This window comes from Streptomyces sp. Je 1-369 (assembly GCF_026810505.1).
In the GTDB taxonomy this organism is placed as follows: domain Bacteria; phylum Actinomycetota; class Actinomycetes; order Streptomycetales; family Streptomycetaceae; genus Streptomyces.
Genome location: NZ_CP101750.1, coordinates 768,964 through 787,548 on the forward strand (window position 1 = coordinate 768,964; position 18,585 = coordinate 787,548).

At 67.8% G+C, this 18,585-nt stretch carries 7 protein-coding genes; 2 read left to right on the forward strand and 5 right to left on the reverse strand.

Translation table 11 applies throughout. From position 1 onward, the window contains the following. Window positions 1–281 precede the first annotated feature (281 nt). Window positions 282–3,455, reverse strand: coding sequence for a DEAD/DEAH box helicase (locus NOO62_RS03485; RefSeq protein WP_268769405.1), 3,174 nt, complete (start codon window positions 3,453–3,455; stop codon window positions 282–284). Between the two features lie 533 nt (window positions 3,456–3,988). Here NOO62_RS03485 and NOO62_RS03490 point away from each other — a divergent pair. Together NOO62_RS03490 and NOO62_RS03495 are read left to right on the forward strand one after the other, a co-directional pair. Beyond that, entirely contained in the window at window positions 3,989–8,914 is a 4,926-nt protein-coding gene (locus tag NOO62_RS03490) for a sacsin N-terminal ATP-binding-like domain-containing protein (RefSeq protein WP_268769406.1), read from the forward strand. After that, window positions 8,832–9,236, forward strand: a complete 405-nt coding sequence (locus NOO62_RS03495) for a protein NO VEIN domain-containing protein (RefSeq protein WP_268769407.1) — start codon at window positions 8,832–8,834, stop codon at window positions 9,234–9,236. Before NOO62_RS03490 ends, NOO62_RS03495 begins: the two co-directional genes overlap by 83 nt. Before the next feature lie 195 nt (window positions 9,237–9,431). Here NOO62_RS03495 and NOO62_RS03500 read toward each other — a convergent pair whose 3' ends face one another. The 4 genes from NOO62_RS03500 to NOO62_RS03515 are packed head-to-tail and all read right to left on the reverse strand — an operon-like array spanning window position 9,432 to window position 18,023. Continuing rightward, on the reverse strand, window positions 9,432–10,697 hold the full coding sequence (locus NOO62_RS03500) for a TIGR02679 family protein (protein WP_268769408.1): 1,266 nt from the start codon (window positions 10,695–10,697) through the stop codon (window positions 9,432–9,434). After that, window positions 10,694–15,001, reverse strand: a complete 4,308-nt coding sequence (locus tag NOO62_RS03505; RefSeq protein ID WP_268769409.1) for a TIGR02680 family protein — start codon at window positions 14,999–15,001, stop codon at window positions 10,694–10,696. Before NOO62_RS03505 ends, NOO62_RS03500 begins: the two co-directional genes overlap by 4 nt. Next, window positions 15,001–16,437 (reverse strand): DUF2398 family protein, encoded by a 1,437-nt coding sequence (locus tag NOO62_RS03510; protein ID WP_268769410.1) that lies wholly within the window; start codon window positions 16,435–16,437, stop codon window positions 15,001–15,003. Before NOO62_RS03510 ends, NOO62_RS03505 begins: the two co-directional genes overlap by 1 nt. Then, complete coding sequence (locus NOO62_RS03515; RefSeq protein ID WP_268769411.1) at window positions 16,437–18,023, reverse strand: TIGR02677 family protein; 1,587 nt, start codon at window positions 18,021–18,023, stop codon at window positions 16,437–16,439. Before NOO62_RS03515 ends, NOO62_RS03510 begins: the two co-directional genes overlap by 1 nt. Window positions 18,024–18,585: the final 562 nt, after the last annotated feature.

The following is an 18,585-nucleotide window of genomic DNA, read 5'->3' on the forward strand; positions in this document are numbered from 1 at the left end:
GCAGTATCTGATATGGAAGGGACAGAGATGCCTACTTGGCTCAAGTGGTCAGCGATGTGACGGGTTGCGTCCATTTCGATCATTGCTGATCAGCGTCTGTCATCGATCCCGCGCGAGAAGCCGGGTGATGAAGTCGGCGTGGACCGGACTGCCTACCCAGCCCGGGGCATGGGATCCGCACACACAAGCCACCGCGTGGCGGGCGGCTGCAGTGGCAGTTGGTGGGGCTGCCCGGTCATGCTCGTGCGGATGCGACAAGGGTGTCGGCCCGTTGCATGCGTTCAGGCGCTGCAGTACACGGTGAACGTCCCGCGGGTGAGGGCGTGGACGTAGGTCTCGGCGCCGGCCAGCAGCCGCAGGTGTTCCTCGGTGCACGCAGATGCGGACAGCCCGGGCTGGGCGAGCACAGTATGGACGCGAGGCCGCAACTGCGGGGCAAGTTCCCGGACCTGGTAGAGCTCCTCGATGCTGCCGACTTCGAAGGGTGAGACTCCGGTGCGGGCCCGGAAGCTTCTGGCGCGTCGGTCCAGATGGTTCAGGAGCGGGCCCAGGTGGTCTTGCCGCCACTTCGCGCCACGGACAGCCTGCCCGCACAGTTCGTACAAGTCAGCCACCCGGCCACCGGGGGTCGGTTCGGACGAGTACTTGCAGTGCACCAGGGTGACGACGAGTTCGTCACCGTTGATCTTCATTCCGACCAGGTCGGCTGCTTGGCGAGCGCGGTCGTCGTCGATGAGGACGTCGAACTCCTGCGACTGTTGCAGGTGGGCGGAGATGTAGGCCTGGATGGAGTCAGGTTCACGCGTGGGGGTCTGTGACTCCTTCTTGATGTCCACTCCGGCCCAGTTGAGGATGGTCAGTCGTCTGCGGTCGAAGGGGTCGAGGTCTTTGCGAGGGGCAAGCAGTCGATCCTCGGCGGTGATCATCTTGTCGCCTGCCAGGAACAGGGTGGGCTTGTTCCGGTTGATCCATTCCTCAAGCGAATACTCGTGGATTCCCGAGCGGACATGTCCGTCCAACGCGTCGGGGCTGTAGGTCAGCCCGTTGTCGGTGAATTCTGCGCTGTAGCCGATATGCCAGGCAGGAGTGGTCAGGCGGATCCGGAAGGGGCCGGTAGTGGAGTGGTCTGCCACCTGGAGTGGGACATCGACGGCGGGGTAGGTGGTGCCGGCGAAGGTGATCTGCGGGCCGGGCCCGTTGCCGGTGAACAGCGGCCAGGGCCATTCGGCAGCGATGAGTACGCCCTCGGGACGTTCGGTGAGGTCCTCCGGGAAGATGAACCCGTCCATGACGCTGGCCAGGTCGATGCTGGCGTCGGTGAGCTTGGCCCCCTGCTCGTCACACCAGTCGGTCCAGGCCTTGAGATTGGGGGCGGTCTGCATTGACCAGAACCGTCCCGACAAGGCGGCGCTGATGGTGGTCTTCTCCCCGTTGCGGAATCCGGAGGCGGCGATGTGGGTCTGACTCTTGCCCTGCCGGTCGGCGGTGGAAAGCGCCTCGTAGACATCGCTTCCCACATGCATGGAGAACCGGTTGAAGTGGTCCCGTGAATCCAGCAGGCCCACATTGGTGGGGATCAAGCGCTCCATGTGACCAAGCACCCGGAAGGTCGGCATACCGGTGACCAGCCGGGAGTCCAAGCCCAGGACGGCCTGTGCGAGTTCCCGGTAGTCACCGGTGTTGTTCGATCCATGGATGTAGAGCAGGCCTTGGATTCGGCTGAAGTACATGACGACCAGCTCGTACGTGACCTGCTCAAGGGCTTGCGGGGCGCCCCAGCGGACTTCGCTGCGGTTCTCCACGACGAACCAGGCGACGGTGGAGGTGGTGTTGACCGCGATGGTACTGTCCAGAACCCGTCCTTCGCCGTAGACCTCCAAGGCCCGCTCGGGAGTCCAGGTGTGGCTGGGAGCACGGTGAGCGATAGCGCTCATCTTGGGTTCCAGCACCGTGACCGACACCTCTTCCGGGGCATCGGTGAAGGACGCCTCGAAGTCGCTGAGCTCCTCCACGCTCGCCGTGGCACGTTCGGTGATGTCGTGCATGATTGTGTCCCAGTCAGCGTCCTCGCGCAGCAGTTCACGCAGCGGCGACAGTGCTACCGACGGATCACGGGCCACAAACACGGAGGCTGTCCCGATCGTCGAGCCCGCGGAAGTGGACCGAGTGAACCGCCCGATGAACTGGATCATCGGGCTCAGGCTCTTCTTCACGTCGTGCAGTGCGGCGATCTTCAGGGCCGGCAAGTCGAAGCCTTCACCGAGCATGTCGACGCAGACCACGATCCGGCACGACCGATCTTCCAGAGCGGCCAACGCCGCACGCCGTGCTCTGGCCGCCACCTTCTCGTGCAGAACCACCGGATTCAGGTCCGGCGCGATTGCCTGATATAGCTCAGCTAGCTCTTTGGCCCGCGCGATACTCCTCGCCCGCACCATCACAATGTGATCCAGCCCAGCAGCCCGGTCCGCGCGCAGCCGTCCAACCGCCAGCTTCGCTAGCTCTCGGTCAGTGTCCTCCAGACTGAGCACGGCTCGGTAGTTGATCGGAGTGAAGTACCCATCCCGTTGAGCCTCCCGCAACGGGAACCGAAAGATGGCCCGCCCGGGCACAGGACGCCCGTCCTCTCTGAATGGAGTGGCGGTGAACAGCAGGACACGCCGGTCGGCGAAGGCATCGACCACGCGCGACCAGGTGGGCGCCGGCGCGTGATGAGCCTCGTCAACCACCAGGTGACTGAACGCGGCCAGGAACGCGTGGCGAGACTCCGGCTCGCAGGCCTGAAGAGCGTGCGGGGTCGCGACCACCACGTTGCAGGCAGAGGCGAATGCCTCAGCGTCGGCGGCGTAGTGGAACCCGTGCTGGAGTTTTCCCACCACGGGCCGCATCACGCCCGGAGTGACAATCTGGTGTGTGTGCAGGATGCCGAGCGACTCAAACTTCGCCGCAATTTGATCACGCAGTGTTGCGGTCGGCACCAGCACGAGCAGCCGCTCGGGTCGGGCGGCCACGAGCAGCGCAAGCATTGTCTCCGTTTTACCCGTTCCGGTGGGCATCACGACGATTCCTGGAGCGGTCACCCCCGAGGCCCAGTAGCCGATCACCGAGTGCAGGGCACCGATCTGGGGACGCCGCAGCGCGTGCGCTTCGGCGTGGTCGCGGAACCCGATGCCGTCGATGAACGACGCCAGCACCGTCTGCGGCGAGCGAAGTGCCGTGTCGCCGACCCAGCCCACACGCCCGCCTGATTTGACGGTGGGGATGACAGCCGTCAGCTGCTCAGGCTCGCTGCCTCCGGCTCGTATCGCCGGCCATCGGCCCTGGACGCTGGCCACCTCCAGTCCGGTGGCAACCTCCACCACATCCAAAGTGTCTGACGGCACCAGTAGTTGGCGCACCGCATTGTTGCCGAAGACGATCTGTTGGGCCCATACCTTGCTGGTCGCGACGTGCACACGTGCTCCTGTTCCTTCACCAGTCCGGACTGGCAGCACAGTCGCCCCAGTGCCCGCACCCAACCCCCCGTGCCCCTCACAGCACGCCAGCATGGATTCAACCGATATACACCCACGAGTCGGTAACCGCATCCCATATGTCGGACGACCTGCTCCAGACCTCGGTGAGACGGGCCCTCGCCGGGGAAGCTACGGTGACGTCGCCAAGACCGCTTAGACGATAGAAGGCGCTCTCACCTCTCCAAGTAGCAGGCGGAGCGGATGGCGATTCGAGCGCTCGGCGGGACGTGCTTGAGGATGTAACGACACCCTCGTGGATCGGGCGGAAAAGGAGGTCTTCGAGGGCGGCTCGTACCGACCAGCGCGGTAATTAGCCCTCGTCGGCGCCTCGGGTTGCGCATCCGAATGTCAGCGGTCACCCCTATCGTCGACACCAGTAACTTCAGAGGGCTCCAGGGGGAACAGTGACCGACGGGCAGTGGCGAGCGAGGCGGTCCACGGGTTCCGGCGGCTCAGCCAGGCGCAAGCGCGTCGTGTCGACGGCGGTCATGGAGGCCGAAGGGTGTCTCGCCGACTTGAAGCGCGGACGCCGCGCCGCTCTGGAACTCAAAGAAGTCGCCGAGCAGATGCTCTCGCCCGAGTACAAGGGGCGCGTACTGGTCGAGCTCCTTCAGAACGCCCATGACGCGCACCTCGCCCGGCACTCCGACGGCCTCGTCGAGGTCGTCCTCGACGAGGACGAGGGCGAACACGGCGTCCTCTATGTAGCGAACGGAGGAAGGCCCCTCGGGTACAAGAACTTCGAGGCGCTGTGCAGCATCGGCCTGTCGAGCAAGCGACCCGATGAGGGCATCGGCCACAAGGGTGTCGGCTTCAAGAGCGTGCTTCAGCTCACCTCCGCCCCGGAGATGTACAGCGTCAGGGATTCCGCATCCAAGGCCTTCGACGGGTTCTGCTTCCGCTTCGCTCGGGACGACGACTTCGACTGGTTGGCGGACCAGGTTGCGCCCGGCCGCCCGGAGGCCGCCGGCCAATTGCGCTCGAACCTGTCGTCGTTGAAGGTCCCGGTGCCGGTGGACGACGTCCCGGCCACAGTGGCGTCCTTCCGTCGGCGGGGGCTGGTGACTGTGGTCCGGCTCCCGCTGCGGTCCGCCGAGGCGAGGCTGGAAGCGGTGCGCCAGCTGCGCGAACTGACCGATGACGGGGCGCCGTTTGAACTCTTTCTGGAGCGCCTCGGCAAGGTGGCCGTGACACACCGAGTGGGCGGCCGGGGGCGCCCCAGCCTCTACACGCGCAAAGTGGACACCCTCTTCGCCTCTCGCGACCTGAAGATCCAGCAGATCACACTGCGCCGTCGCACTCGCCTGATCATGGTGACGGCCGCCGTGGACAGTGAGCGCGCACACGAGGCCATCGCCGCCGGCCTGGGATCGGGACCGTTGAAGGACGGCTGGCAGGCACTGGGCGACTCGGCCGTGGTCAGCGTGGCGGTGCCCGCGGGCAAGCCTCTGGAGCGCGGCAGGCTCTACACGTTCTTGCCCATGGGGGCACAACGGACCTGTCCGGTAAGCGGGTTCGTCAACGCCCCTTTCCACACGGACGTGGGCCGACGCACCATGGCGGAGTCCACGCAGTGGAACGACCTGCTACTCGACACCGCGGCCGAGGCCTGCGCACAGGCGACCGTACTGGTCGACGAGGGACGTGTCGCGCTGCCCGCAGGCTCTCTCATCGACCTGATGTGCTGGGAGCACGACCAGGTTCGGCGCCTGGAACTGGCCTTCAAGGCACAGGACCGTGAGTTCGACGACGTACCGTTCATGCCGGTACTGCACCCCGCGGGCGCGCGCGCCTCGTACCGCTACGGCTATCTGTGGCGCGGCCCCGACCAGGCTCGCGTGTTCACACCGGAGGCCGTGGCAGCCGCCGGGGTCCGGCATGTCATCGACCCACAGCTCCATCCCCGGCGCGCCGCGCGGCTGACCGCGCTGGGGGAGGCTCGTGGACTGAGTCTCCTTCCGCCTGCCACCGTGCTCGCCGGTTGGGCGGAGAGCGTCGCTTCGGCCCACGCCCAGCGGGATTTCGACGCAGGGAAGTGGGCGGACTATTACCACGACCTCTCGCTCTGCTTCCCCCGCACCGGCGAGGTGCTGACGGGCAGAAAGATCGTCCTCACAGCCGAGGGGAAGCTGGCTCCGGCCGGAGGTCCCGGACTGTTCTTCCGCGGCACTGACGGTTCATGGGCAGCGCTGCCCGGCCTTCCGGCCGGACTCGCGAACAGCATCTCCTTCGTCCACGCGGAGATCGCCTGGATGGGAAGAAAGACAAGTCGGCGGTCCCGCGGCCGCACCTGGCTGGAGGAACAGGGACTGGTGCGTGACTACCGTCCGCAAGCCCTCTTGGACATGCTGGGCGAAGCGATGCGCGAGAACCGTGACGACGACGAAGCCCTGCGCGAGCACCTCCTGTTCGCCTGCGCCCTGTGGGCGTCATCCCTGGACCGGAACGGCAAGGGACCCGTGATCACGGGACTTCTGGTGCCAGGCCGCAAAGGCTGGGTCCCCGCAACCGAGGCCATGTTCGGAGACGGCTGGACCGGCGCGCACAGCGGGATCGACCGGACGCTGACCCGCTTCCTCGATCACACCGAGGGGGTTTCCACGGCTCTGGTAGCCGCCGCAGACCGGGTCGTCCGTCCCCCTCAGGAGATCTGCGCCGACACCCGGACCGACACTCAGACCCTGCGGCGCTTCCTCGATCAGCAGGGCGTCCGCCATGGCCTGCTACCGACCTACGCCGCAACGTCCCAGGTCGTGAAGGGGCAGTTCCTCAACCACCCGTACGTCTTTCCCAGACTGTGGGCACTGAGCCTGAACTCGGACGAGCTGGCCCAGTGGCGGTCGACCGCTGAGCGCTGGCCCAACCGGCGCAGCGTCCGGTACCAGACCGTCGAGTACCGCCCTACCGGCAAGAAGGTGGCCATGCTCCCCGGCCAACGGGAGTACGCCGCGTTCGACGAAGAGAGCCGCCGACTCTACGCAGAACTAATCGTCCACGGCCTGGACACCTGGCACACCAACGCCCTTGAGTTCCACTTCGCGGGCGGCTCCGACCGGCAGGGCACACCGTGGCCCACCCCTCTTGCGGCTTTCCTGAGCCAGGCGCCATGGATTCCCCAGACGGGCGACGACGAGGACGCCCCTGCCTTCACCACGGCCGGCCAGGCGTGGTGGTGGGCTGCCGCAGAGGCGCCACCCGCCTTCCTCTCCGTCGCCTCCGCCGCGCTGCGCCGACGGCAGTCGGATCGCGTCCTCAAGCGCCTGCGCCTGCTCGGAGTACGCCGTTGGGACAGCGCGGAGACCGCTGGCGAGCGGCTGCGCCACCTGCCCGCCCTGCTGCGCCGGATGCCGCGGCTCCGGCAGGGCCGCCTCGGGCATCTGCTCGGCAGGGCCTACGAACAGGCCTGGTCTGATCTGCTGCCCCTGCACGAGACCGGAACCGGCCGTCACCTCGGAGACCTGCCCGACCTCCTCGTGAGCCGGACCGGGACTCTGGACACCTTCCCGACCGGCCGCGAGACCGAACCGGTCTACGTGCCCGACGTGGCAGGGACCCAGAACCGCAGGCTGCTCAACCAGGTGCCCGTGCCCGTCCTCCCCATCGACGACCGGGCGCTGGGCCAACGCGTCCACGCCCACCTGGCGGCACAAGGACACCACTCGGTCCGTGGAACTAGCGAGGCAGAGGTCGACATCCGCGTGGACCTGCTGCCGATCGCTGACGCCCCCCGCGCACCATTGCTCACCCTGGCCGGACCCTGGCTGCACACCCTCCTGGCCGCGCTGGTCGAATTCGACGACGATCGCTCCATCCGCCCCGAGGCCCCCACGGCACATCATGTACGACGACGGTTGGAAACCTGCAGTGCGGTGTCCGCCCAGACCGCCATCACACACATAGCCGGACACACCCTCGACGACCCCGGCGACGACCGCTCACTCCTGCACGTCGAGGAGGAACCCTGCGTCGTGATCGTGTGCGCACCAGGCTCTTCCGACTGGCACGTGCTCCAGACCGCCTCCGCCGCCCTGAGCACCTTGGCCGGCGCCTCGTACCTGGCCACATCGGTACGGCTGGCACTCATCGAACTGGAGCGCCGTGGCCGCTCCGTCGCTGACGTCACCGACTCCGACATCGCCGCCGTGGTTGGCGTCCCAGCGCAGCGGCTGGAGGCCGTCCTGGCCGACCGTGCCTCGATCCGCTCTGGCAGCGCCCGCCTCGTCCCCCTGCTCGCCTGCGTCGCCCCCGACCTCGCCGACGAACTGCGGCGCGGACAGGAAGACCTCCACGACCGCAAAGAGCTCCACGACTGGCTCGTGTCCCAGCTCGATCTCGACCGCGCTGATCACCTCCTGGGACTCGTGGACGACAATGACTGGCAGCGCAAGCTGTCCGCCCTGGGAGTGCCCCTGTCCGAGGCCAACCGGGCTTGGGAGACGCTGGACCTGCCGACCGTAGACAACTCGGAGACCCACCAACGGCAGTTCCAGGCCTGGTTGCAGCAGAACCGGGGCCAACTGGCCGACCGCGTCCGTGACGCGTACGTGACGACGTACAAGGCGGGCGCTCCCCTCACGGAGTACGTCCGGCTGAGGTCGCTTCCCGGCCTGGAGCCAGACCCCCGCTGGGGGCTCGCCCACTGGGATCTCACCCCCGACCGGCTCGACTCCCACGCCGAGACATGGGCCGCCACCCGCCTGCCTGCGGCACCGGCCCGATCGCAACCGCAGTTTCCGGTGGCCGAGATCCACGAGGAGTGCGTCGACACCGTCCACACGCTCCTTCCCCGCCTGCGCGCCCGGATGGAGGCATGGCTCCACCGTCAGGGCCGCGAGGGTCTCTCGCTGCCGTCGGCCACCGAAGTCGCGTCGGCGATGGACGCCGAAGGCCTACTCGACTTCGAACCGATCGGCGTCCGTAAGCTGATCGCCTGGCTTCAGACCCACGGCCACTGGCCCGAGGGTATGCCCGCGACGGATCGGACGGCCGACCTGGGCCTGAACGCCCCCCCCGCCGCTCACACCGACACCACCCAGGGACGGCACACCTCTCTCCACCACCCCGAGCCCGTCGATTTTCCTCAACGGCCGCGCGCTCCCGGTCGGCCCAGAGGACCTGCGCGATCTCGCTCGACGGATCGCCGCCGACCTCACCCCCGACCAACTCGCCGCCTCCCCAGAGCCCGGCACACCGTCGGCACCCGCGCTGCCGAGACAACGAACCACCTCCGGGGACGCCAGCCGCGGCGGGGGATACCGGGCCGTTCCCCGGGACACCCAGAAGGACAGGGCCGTTGGCCTCGCAGGAGAGGTGGCTGTGGCCGCCTGGTTGGAGCGGCAGTTCGGCGTCCCTCGCGAGCAATCCTGGAAGTCCGGGCTGCGCCAGTACGTCTTCGCTGACGGCTCGGGCGACGACAGCCTCGGCTACGACTTCCTCATCCACGACGGGGATCGCACCCTCCTGTACGAGGTGAAGGCCTCGAGCGGCGATCGGGGCGAGTTCGAACTTGGCGAGTCCGAAGTCGAACGAGCAAGTCACCTCCGCCCGGACGAGATGTACACCATCGTCTACGTCTCCCATGTCCTCGACAGCACCCACCGACGCATCACCCCTCTCCCCAACCCGTTCAGCGCCCCTGGCCTCGCCGGCTACCGGGTCGTCGGCACGTCCATGCGCTTGCGGTTCGAACTGCCGCCTGGGCGACTAGTGCCATCCCCATAGGCGAACGCGCGGACGAACAATCGGGGCCCTCGTGTGGTAAAGGCAGAGCGGGCGGATCAGCGCCTGGCACCCGAGGCCCGGTCACTGACTGCCTCGAGACGAGCGGCAGTGCTGAGTGATCACCGCGCTTTGGCACCAAGGCGTCTACGACCCCGGCGTTGGTGTCTCCTGCCAGTGAACCAGTAACGCCGACGGTCACCTTCCAGTCCTACGTACAGTCAGCCTATCGAGTAGGGCATCGGCGACCGCCTCTTCGTAGAGTGCCTGGTCGGCGTGTTTCATGGCCGCTGCGAGTTCCGGGTCCCATGGTGTGGGCTGCGGCTTACCCCGGAGCCGGATGTGGTCGTCGTCCTGGGCGATGCCGGTGTTGTAGTCGGCTGCGGTCATCATCCACGGGCGGGCGTTGTGGCGAGTGATGAGCTGGTTGGTCATGTCGATGCCGGGCCAGTCGAAGTCGCCGTGGTATAGCAGCGTTCCGCCGCCGAAGGTGATGGCGCGAGCGAGGCGATGAAAAGCGGTGGAGGGTCGGCCTTCTGCGCAGATTAGCGGCGGGCTGTCGGGACCGAGTTCTTGTGCGGCGCGGCGCAGGACGGCTGGGTTCTCGCAGGCGTAGACGCTGCGCAGGTTGACCGTGATGGGCAGGGTGACCAGTTGGTGGAGGGTGATGTGGAAGGGGGTTCCGTAGGTGGCGGCGCCGGTGAGCCATTCGCCCAGACCCTGTCCGTGGGCGGGGAGGTTGAGGACGAGGACGCGGCTGGCGAGGTCGTCGACGATGACATCGAAGGCGTCCCAGAGTTCCCGGCGTTCTTCGGCGGTGGACGGTAGGGGGACGCTGTGGGCGTGGGTCAGGGCACGTAGGACGAGGTTGGGCAGAGGGCCGCGGCCGTGGTTGAGGGCTTTTGTGTCGCCGGTAGCGGTCTCGGCAAGGGCGGGCAGCATGAGCGGCGGGGTGTCGGCGGGGCGGGCATCGAGGTGTTCCAGGACCCGGATGGCGCGGGCGAGTGCTGGTGTGTCGCCTTTGTTGATCAGGGTGGTAACTGTTCCGTCGGTTGCCAGGTCGCTCAACCAGGCCCGGTACCAGGGGTGTCTGGCGTGGAGTGGGCTGGCCTCGGCTTGGGCGAGGATCTGTGTGCGGGTGTGCTGGAGGGCAGACTTCTCAGCGGGGCGGTTGCGCAGCGGTCCGCCGGCCTGGGTGAGAAGGTCTGCGAGCGGGGCCTCGGTGGCGGTGCGGATGGCGGCGTCGAGGCCGGCGAGCCGAACAGTGATCTTTGCGGTGCCGGGTGGGCGGTAGGTGCCGGTGAGACCGATGAGGGCTTCGCGTTCGGCGTCGTTCGGTGCGCTGACGCTGATGGTGCCGTCGAGGCGTCCGCCGGTGCGTTCCAGTGAGCGGCGTGCGGCTGCCAGCAGGCGTGCGTATTCGGGCTGCAGGTAGCGCTCACTGGCTGTCACAGGGGTGGTCATGCCTCGTCCGCTTCTTCGTCCGGCTGATCATCTGGGGCGGCGTGGTCGTCCAGGCCGGCGAGCAGGCCGTCAGCGGCGGGGGCATGCCGGCTGGGCGTGAAGCCGAGAAGGGAGGCAGCCAGTTCATCGGATCCGGGATAGCCGAGGTCGTCGAGGATCTGCTGTCCGTCCCAGAGCATGAGCATGGCGGAGACGGTGTGGCTGGCCTTGTCGTAGTTCATGTCGTAGTGCGCGATACGGGGAACGGTGGGATAGGTGACCCACAGGTCGTGGCCGGTCATGAACAGGTCGAGATCGAATTTGACGGTCAGGGCGAGCAGATCGGGGCGGTACTGCTCGTCGATGCCAGCGAAGGCTTCGTCGAGGGCGATCAGTCGGGGGCAGGTGGGGTGGGCGGAGCCGTACTGGGCGTGGGCGGCGGCGAACAGCGGAAGGTGGATGGAGGCGGATTTCTCGCCGCCGGACATCTCGCTGTGCTTGGAGCGGGTGAGTTTTTCCTCCTTCTCGCCGGGCCGGGACAGCAGCAGTTCGAAGGTGCGCCAGGAGCGGTAGTCCAGGACGTCGGCGATGATCTGCTGGTACGTCTTGCGGCGGTCGCGTGCTTTGCCGGCGCGGATCTGGGCGCGTAGGAGGGAGCGCAGTTCGGCCAGTCCGGCGGGGCCCAGGGCGGCTGCGTCCTTCTTCAGCAGCTGGTTGACGGCGCGCTGTTCGTCGGTGAGCGCGTCGGACTGCACCCAGCGGATGCCGACGGTGGTGCCGGAGGACATTGGTTTGGCGCGGGTGTCGGCGTCCATGGCCTTGACCAGGTTGCGTGCCTCAATGGTGCGGGAATGGATCTGCTGGGCCAGTCCGGTCAGCAGGGCGTCTTCCATGACGGTGCGTTCGCGGTCTTCCAGCAGGATGTGCTGGTCGGCGACCTGCTCGGCCAGGCGGCGACCGAACTCGGCGACGGGGTCGGGCCCTTCGGCGTCGGAGACGCGGGCGAGGATGATGTCGCCGTCCGGTTCCCACTCCAGGTGGTAGCCCTGATCGGATTCCGCGAGCGCGTTTTCGAGGTCGGTCAGGGCGGTCGAGATCTTCGTGGTGGTGGTCTTGAGAACGTTCTCGGTGGCCCGTCGGCCGTGGGTGGCGGTATCGACGGCGTCCAGGAGCGTGACCGTGGTGGACGGCAGGGCGCTGCGGGCGGCGTCATCCGGGGACAGCTGCGGTGGGTGTGCGGTGAGCAGGGTGATCACCTGGGCGGCGGCCTGTTCGGCGGTGGGCCACGCGCTGACGGGCGTCCAGGGGGTGTCGGTGGGGGCTTCCAGCAGCCGAAGCAGGTCGGGGCGCGTGTACGGCTTGAGGCCGGCCGTGGTGCGCAGTTGTTCGTCCAGGGCTGTGGTGAGGGCTTCGCTGATGTGCTCCAGGGCGTTCTCGGCGGTGGTGAGGCGAGTCTGCTGCGCCTGGGCCTCCGCGTCGGCCTGGTCGTAGGCCGTATTGGCTTCCTCCAGCGCGCTCTGGGCTTCCTCGAGCTGCCTTTGAAGATCGCGCAAGGGAGCGTCCAGTAGCGCTTCCTCGGTGCGCAGGCGTTCCACCAAGGCCTCATGGTCGGCTTTGCGAGTGCTCAGCGCCTCTGTTTGTTCGGCATAGTCCTGGCTTTGCTCGGCGATGCTCGCACGGCGGTCGTCAAGATCTTTCTCGGTGCCGCGGATGGTGGATCGCGTGGAGTGGAGGTCATTGCTGGTGGTGACGAAATCGTTGACCGCGCGTTCGACGTCGGCGAGTGCTTCGCGCTGGGCGGGCAGGCCGGTCGCTGTGGCGGCGCGGCGCAACTGGCGCTCTTTGTCGTGGGTATTGGCGATGGCCAGATCGAGGGCCCGGTGTGCCGCGTCCCTCCGTTTCCGGGCGCCGGCGAGCTGGACGGCGGTGACCTCGACGTCACGAACGGCTTTGGCGATCGACGCCGTGGGCGGCAGTTGCTGGCGAGCAGTGTCGAAGTCCGCCACGGTCTCGGCGGCGGCCTGCTGCGCGGCGACCAGGTCGGCGAGATCGTCTTCCAGCGCGCTGATCGTCTCGTCCAAGGCGTGCAGGCGTTCGCGGCGCCGGGCGGCGCGAGCGGTGGCGCCGATGTACTCGGGCCGAGCCTTCGGGTGAGCGCCGAGCTGGATCCCCAGGGTGAACTGCGCTCGGCTGCTTACCGCGGGAGTCTCGCCGATGTCGGGGGAAAGGTCGTCGGTGAGACGCATCGAGGCCAGGACCGCGGCAACGGCTTCGGTCGGGACGAGGGGCTGTTCCTCAGGGACGAGGACATCCGCCAGGGTCTGGCCGGTGGGACGCTGGGCAGCGGGCAGTGGCAGCAGGTAGCCGTCGGACTCGCTATCGGTGAAGGCCTGCACAGTGGCGCCAGCGTGGGGGTGAAGCCAGGCTGTGAGCAGCCCCGCCCCGTACAAGGCACCTTCCACCGCCGCGGCCTGCTCTTGTGGCACGTGGTCGGCGAAGCGGATGAGTTGCCACAGCGGGGCGCCGGCACGACCGCTACGGTCTGCCGGGCGCAAGTCGCTGGCGGGAGGAGCGTCATCTCGTTCGGCGGCCACTTGCGCGCGCTCGGCGCGGACCGCCGCGAGCTGCCCCTGCGTCTCGGTATGGCGGCGCTTGAGGGATTCCTGCTGGGAAAGAGCGCTGGTTCGGCGTTCGTCGGTGAGTGAACGGAAGACCTCGGGCAGCGCGGGCGCATCGGGCTCGCCGACGGCTTCCAGCGCGTCGACGAGAGTTGGTGCGTCCATGGGGATGAGGACGGCGGTCGGGTCCGTGCCCGTCCAGCGGTCGATCATCTTCCGCAGCTCGGCGTCGGCATCGGACCGGGCGGCGGCGAGAATGTCGGCGGACTGGGTGCAGGCGATGTCGTAGTCCGTGACCTCCTTGTCGGCGGCGTCGAACCGGTCCTGTTCACGGCGCTGGTCCTGGGCAGCGCGTTCGGCCGCGTCCAGGTAGCCGCGTACCTCACCGATGTCATGGCGGCGTACCGTGGCCCGGCTCTCGACGTGGGTCAGAAGCTCATCGGTGAGGTCCAGCGGGTCGTCGTCGGTGACCAGACTGGCGGCCTGCCCTGCCGACAACAGAGTCTGCGTGTGCCGGTCGGCAGCTCCACGCAGCCGATCGAGCCCTTTCTCGACCCCGTCTGCCTCAGATGTCAGACGGGCCACGCGCTGCCGCATCTTCTCCAGGCGACTTTCGGTGCCGGCGATGTCCTTGCCCTCGCCACGGACGCGGTCACGGAGCTCTCGCAGCCCGACCTCCTGCTTCAGCGCGTCGTGGTTGCGCAGCCCTTCCACGTGGGCGCCGAGCTTCTTACGCTTCGCCGCTGCCTCGTCCCGGTCTATCTTCGCGGCCTGGAGGGCCGCGTCCGCCGCACGTCGGTCCTGGGCAGCTGTGGCGATCTTGTCGCAGTGACCGGTCGTGGCTTCGCAGCGTGCGTTGATCTGCTCGACGCGGTCCCGGGCGTGCGCCCGCAGGTAGGCCGTGTAGTCCCGCAGGAAGTCCTGGACGGCCCCGTCGGCCTTGGTCAGGGAGTCCAGGACGGCTTGGATTTCGGCGAGGTTCTCGAAATCCCGTGCGGCTTGCGCGATCAGGGCATCGTCGACTGGCCGCAGCCCGGCCGTCAGGGTGTCGGAGAGCTTGTCCGGGTCGAGGTCCTTGGCCAGCAACGGGCGGCGCAGCTGGAGCAGCAGGTTGATCAGCTGGGCATAGCGCTGACGGCCCAGGCCGAACAGGCGGTCATCGATGGCCTCCCGGTACTCGGTGGCCGTCTTGCAGACAGCGTCCGGGCCGAGGAGCTTCTCCAGTTCCTTCTTGCGAAGCGGGCGGGAGTCGGCGGTAAGCAGGCCGAAGTCCACGCCGATCCGGCCATCGGAGACAAAGAAGAAGCGGCCCGGGCGTTCCTTGCTCTTCTGAGCCAGCAAGCCGAGGCCGACGGTCACCGCCTCCAGCAGTTCGCCGTCAGCGGTGGTTCGGGTGAACTCCATCCACACGTACCCGTATGCCGATTCCTGGCCCCGGTAGAGCAGGTTGGACTTCATCGTGCGTTCCTCGCCGCTGAACGGATCCAGCCGGCGCGGGTCGATGCTGCCGTCGAGGACCAGAGGGAAGAGCACCTCCAGCGCCTTGGTCTTGCCCGACCCGTTGTGGCCGCGCAGGACGAGACGGCCGTCGGCGAAGACGAACTCCTCGTCCCGGTAGTCCCACAGGCCGATGATCCCGGCGCGCGTGGGCTTGAAGCGGACGGTCGGAGCGTCGCCAGACGGACTGGGCTCGGCGAGCATCGTCATCAGAAGGTGTCCTCCGCAGCGGAGAAGTCGAATGCGAACTGCCCGTCGCTCTTCGGATGGGGCAGGACGGCGGTGATGTTGCGGTAGCGGCCGGCGGCCGGGCGGACCAGCACGCCGCCGGGCACCGGGTGCACCAATCGCAGATCGGCGAGGAGGACGAGTGCCTCGGTCAGCAGACCACGCGGGTCGGCCTGCCACTTGTTGGTGAACGAGGCCGGACCGAACTCCTCATAAAGCGCGTTGATCATCTCGACCAGGCGGGCGTCTTCGACCAGGGGGAGCTCCACGACCCGGAGCGGCTCGGCCACCGCGTCATCGGCTTCGACTCTTTCCGGCGAAGCGCCGCTGTCGGCTGTGGGTGCGTCCAGCGCGAGAGCGTCCAGAGTTCCGGCGTGAGGCAGCGCCAGGTCGATACGGGCGAGCAGGTCGGCGTGCTCTTCCATGGGATCCGGCGGTCGCATGCGCTTCAGCTCGCGGGACCGGTCGGGGTCTTCCTGCAGGTCGGCGATCTTGGCCAGGAGCAGCCCGGCCGTACGGTTGACCGCGCCGCCACGGCCCGGGAAGCGCCTGTCGGTGAAGTGACCGGTGGTGTCGACGAGCATGATGCCCTCGGCCCGGCGCTCGATCTGCAACCCCGTCAGCCGCACCAAATCCTCCGCCAGTGTGGGCTGCCGCAGTGCGGCGGCGGTCTCCGGATCGGCGTCGGCGAAGTACACCACCGGATGCTCGATGACGGCGCGGCGCGCCCGCTGCGCGCCGTGCCGGCGTCGGGCATCGCGGCCGACACCGCTGGCCGGGATCTCCAACAATCCGGCGGCGCTCGTCAGGTGCTGCAGGGGCTTGCCGGGACGGAACAGTGCGCTGCACAGCTCATGGTCGATGTCGAACAGGGCGTCTCCGCGATCCGGATCGCGGGCCCAGGCTTGGGTCGAACCGTCCGAGACGCGTAGCACCCCGTACTGCACCAGCCAGTCGATGACGTCCACGATGGCGTCCTTGTGCCCAGGGGCGGTCGGGTCGAAGCCGAGGTGATCGATGGCGTTGGCGTGCGGACTGAAGTCCTTTACCAGGTCGGCGAGGGCGATCTCGACTCGGGAACCGTGCAGGCACGCCAGCACCAGACACAGGTACGCCAACCGTCGCCGGTCGAACGGCCTCCGGCCGCTGTTGGCCGCCACGATCGCCTGGCTGCCATCGAACACATCCAGACGCCGAATCAGCCTCGCGTGCCGGGCGGTGGTGTGCAGGGTGTAGCCGAACAGCGAGCGGAAGTCCTCAGCCAGCTCGTCCGCCCAGCGCAGCACGACTGCCAGCGCCCCAGGGCGAGGGTGGCCCTCGCTGATCACACTGTGCAGCAACACCAGCCGGGCGGCCTCCTGGTACGAGCCCAGCTGCGCCGGCTCCACCGCCGCAGCGACCCGGTGAACGGTGGCCATCAGCCCGCCTCTACCGCGCCGCGCCGAACTGGTCCGGCGGGGGCGAGCTCCAGCGTGAAGCCGGGCAGCACCAGCGTGCCGTGCACAGTGCGCAGCCGACTGCCGGTCTGGCTGGGGATGAGCCGCAGCGTCATCACATCGCTCGTCCCGGTGGCCGACCGCAGCTGCCCCGCGACCGCGGTCCGGGCCTCTAACGCCCGGGTGAGCAGCTTCAGCACCGCCCGGGTCTCGGCCTCGTCCAGCACCCGCTCATGGGGACCGTGCTCCAGCAGCTGCTCGGCCGCCGCCCGCTCAGCTGCCCGGACTGCCCGCTGTTTCTCCCGCAGCCGGGCGCGCGCCCCGTGCTCCGTACGGATCGGCTGCGGCCCCCCAGGGGAGGGCCGCTTGCCATGCCGGAACAAGCTGATGCTCACCTCGACGCCAGGAGCGTCCCACCACGTGGAACGGGACGAGATCTGCTCACCATCGTCATGGGCCCCGCCCAGATGCCGGGCCGACCGCAGGTCGAATGCCGCAGCGATCAGCGCGTTCGCCGCCTGCTCGTCCGGCGCCCCCGCGACCCAGGCCGCCAGATGCCGCAGCTGCGTCGTGCGGCTCACCCCGCTCCGCCGCGATTCGGTGACCTGCCGCAGCAACGCGATCACACCCGAGATCGCCGTACGCGTCGCCCCCTGCAACTGTTCCGCCTTCGAATCCGCCACTTCACTTGCCAAGAACCACTGGTGAAGCCCCACCCAGCGCCGCCGCCAGTCCTCCTGGCGGGCCTCCGGCCGCATCATCGGCCGCTCATCCGCCTCCGCCGCCCGCTCCAGCAGCGTCTCGATCCCGCTGTCCTCCACCGCGCGGACCGCGTCAGCCAGGCGCGGCGCGTACCGCTCCAGCTCGGCGGAGAAATCACTCATGTGTGCCAGCAGGGCGTGCTTGTGCCGCAGGAACGTCTCCGGAGAGATGTCCGTAGTCCGCGCCACGTCATTCAACGTCAGATAGAACCGTGCGGCCCGACGGGCCATGTCATCCAGCACGCTGTCCAGCCGGGAGAGCTTGCGGTAGATCTCCTCCCGGTCGGCACTGAGGTTCGCCGCGGCCAAGGCCTTCAGATCGGACAGGATGTCAGCGAACACCAGCCGGGACAGATTCGCGTCCTCCACCCGCGCGCCGAGCACATCCTCCACCGCCATATAGGCCCGGTAGCCGATCTCCGTGAACTGATAAACAGACTGCCGGTTTCGATACGCGGCCAGGCTTCCCGCCCGAGCGGCGTCCTCCACCCGGCACAGCACCCGGGCGCCCTCCCGCTCGCGGTCCCGATCCCCGGACAGGACATCCAGCATCGCCCGCAAATTGAGATCCGCAATGGCAGGAACATCAGCGTGGTTGGCAGCAAGCTCCCCCAGCACTGCCGCCACGTCGCTCGTGTGCACCTGTACCTGGTGAACCGTCCGCAGTTGGTTCATCGCCCGCAAGACCCACAGATACGACGCACCATCGTCACGCTGGGTGAAATTGAACAATCTTAGCCGATCGCCAACTACCAGGCCATCAAGATCGAATGACCCCAGCGTGCCGGAACCATCTAACTGCGGCACCTGCGCCCCTCCCTCAAGCCGCGCCCCCGGCGACCATCGGCTTCAACTGTGGCACGCCCCTACGACAGCGGGCGGACAGATACTCGCCCTCAACGGAGCAGCACAAACCGCTTCGGACCGGCCTTCTGCCGCGTGACGCCACTCGGGCTCCAGGCCGTCGGCCGTCGCACATCGAACTCGAGGATCCTCGACAGCGCGTATAGCCGTCGCTCGTCGGCCACATTGGAGGGCTGGCTGCGGCGGCCCGGTGGCGTCCGCCATTGACGACCGGTCGATGATCAGGTCAGGCGGGCGGGGCGGTGTCCAAAGCTGGCGCGAGAAGGCCGCACGCTTGACGGCCAAGATTCGCCGTTGTCGCCGCTGAAGCCGACGTTTCACATGCATCTCCCGACAGTCGGCCGTCAGGACCGAAGAACGAGGTGTCGTCATGGCCGTCACACTGGGCCCCACGCGGCAAGCGGAAGGTATTCAAGTACTGATTATCCACAACCCCCGAATTATCCACCAAGATCAATGCGCCGTGCCGGAAGGATATTTTGCTACGCGCATGACAGGAAGCTCG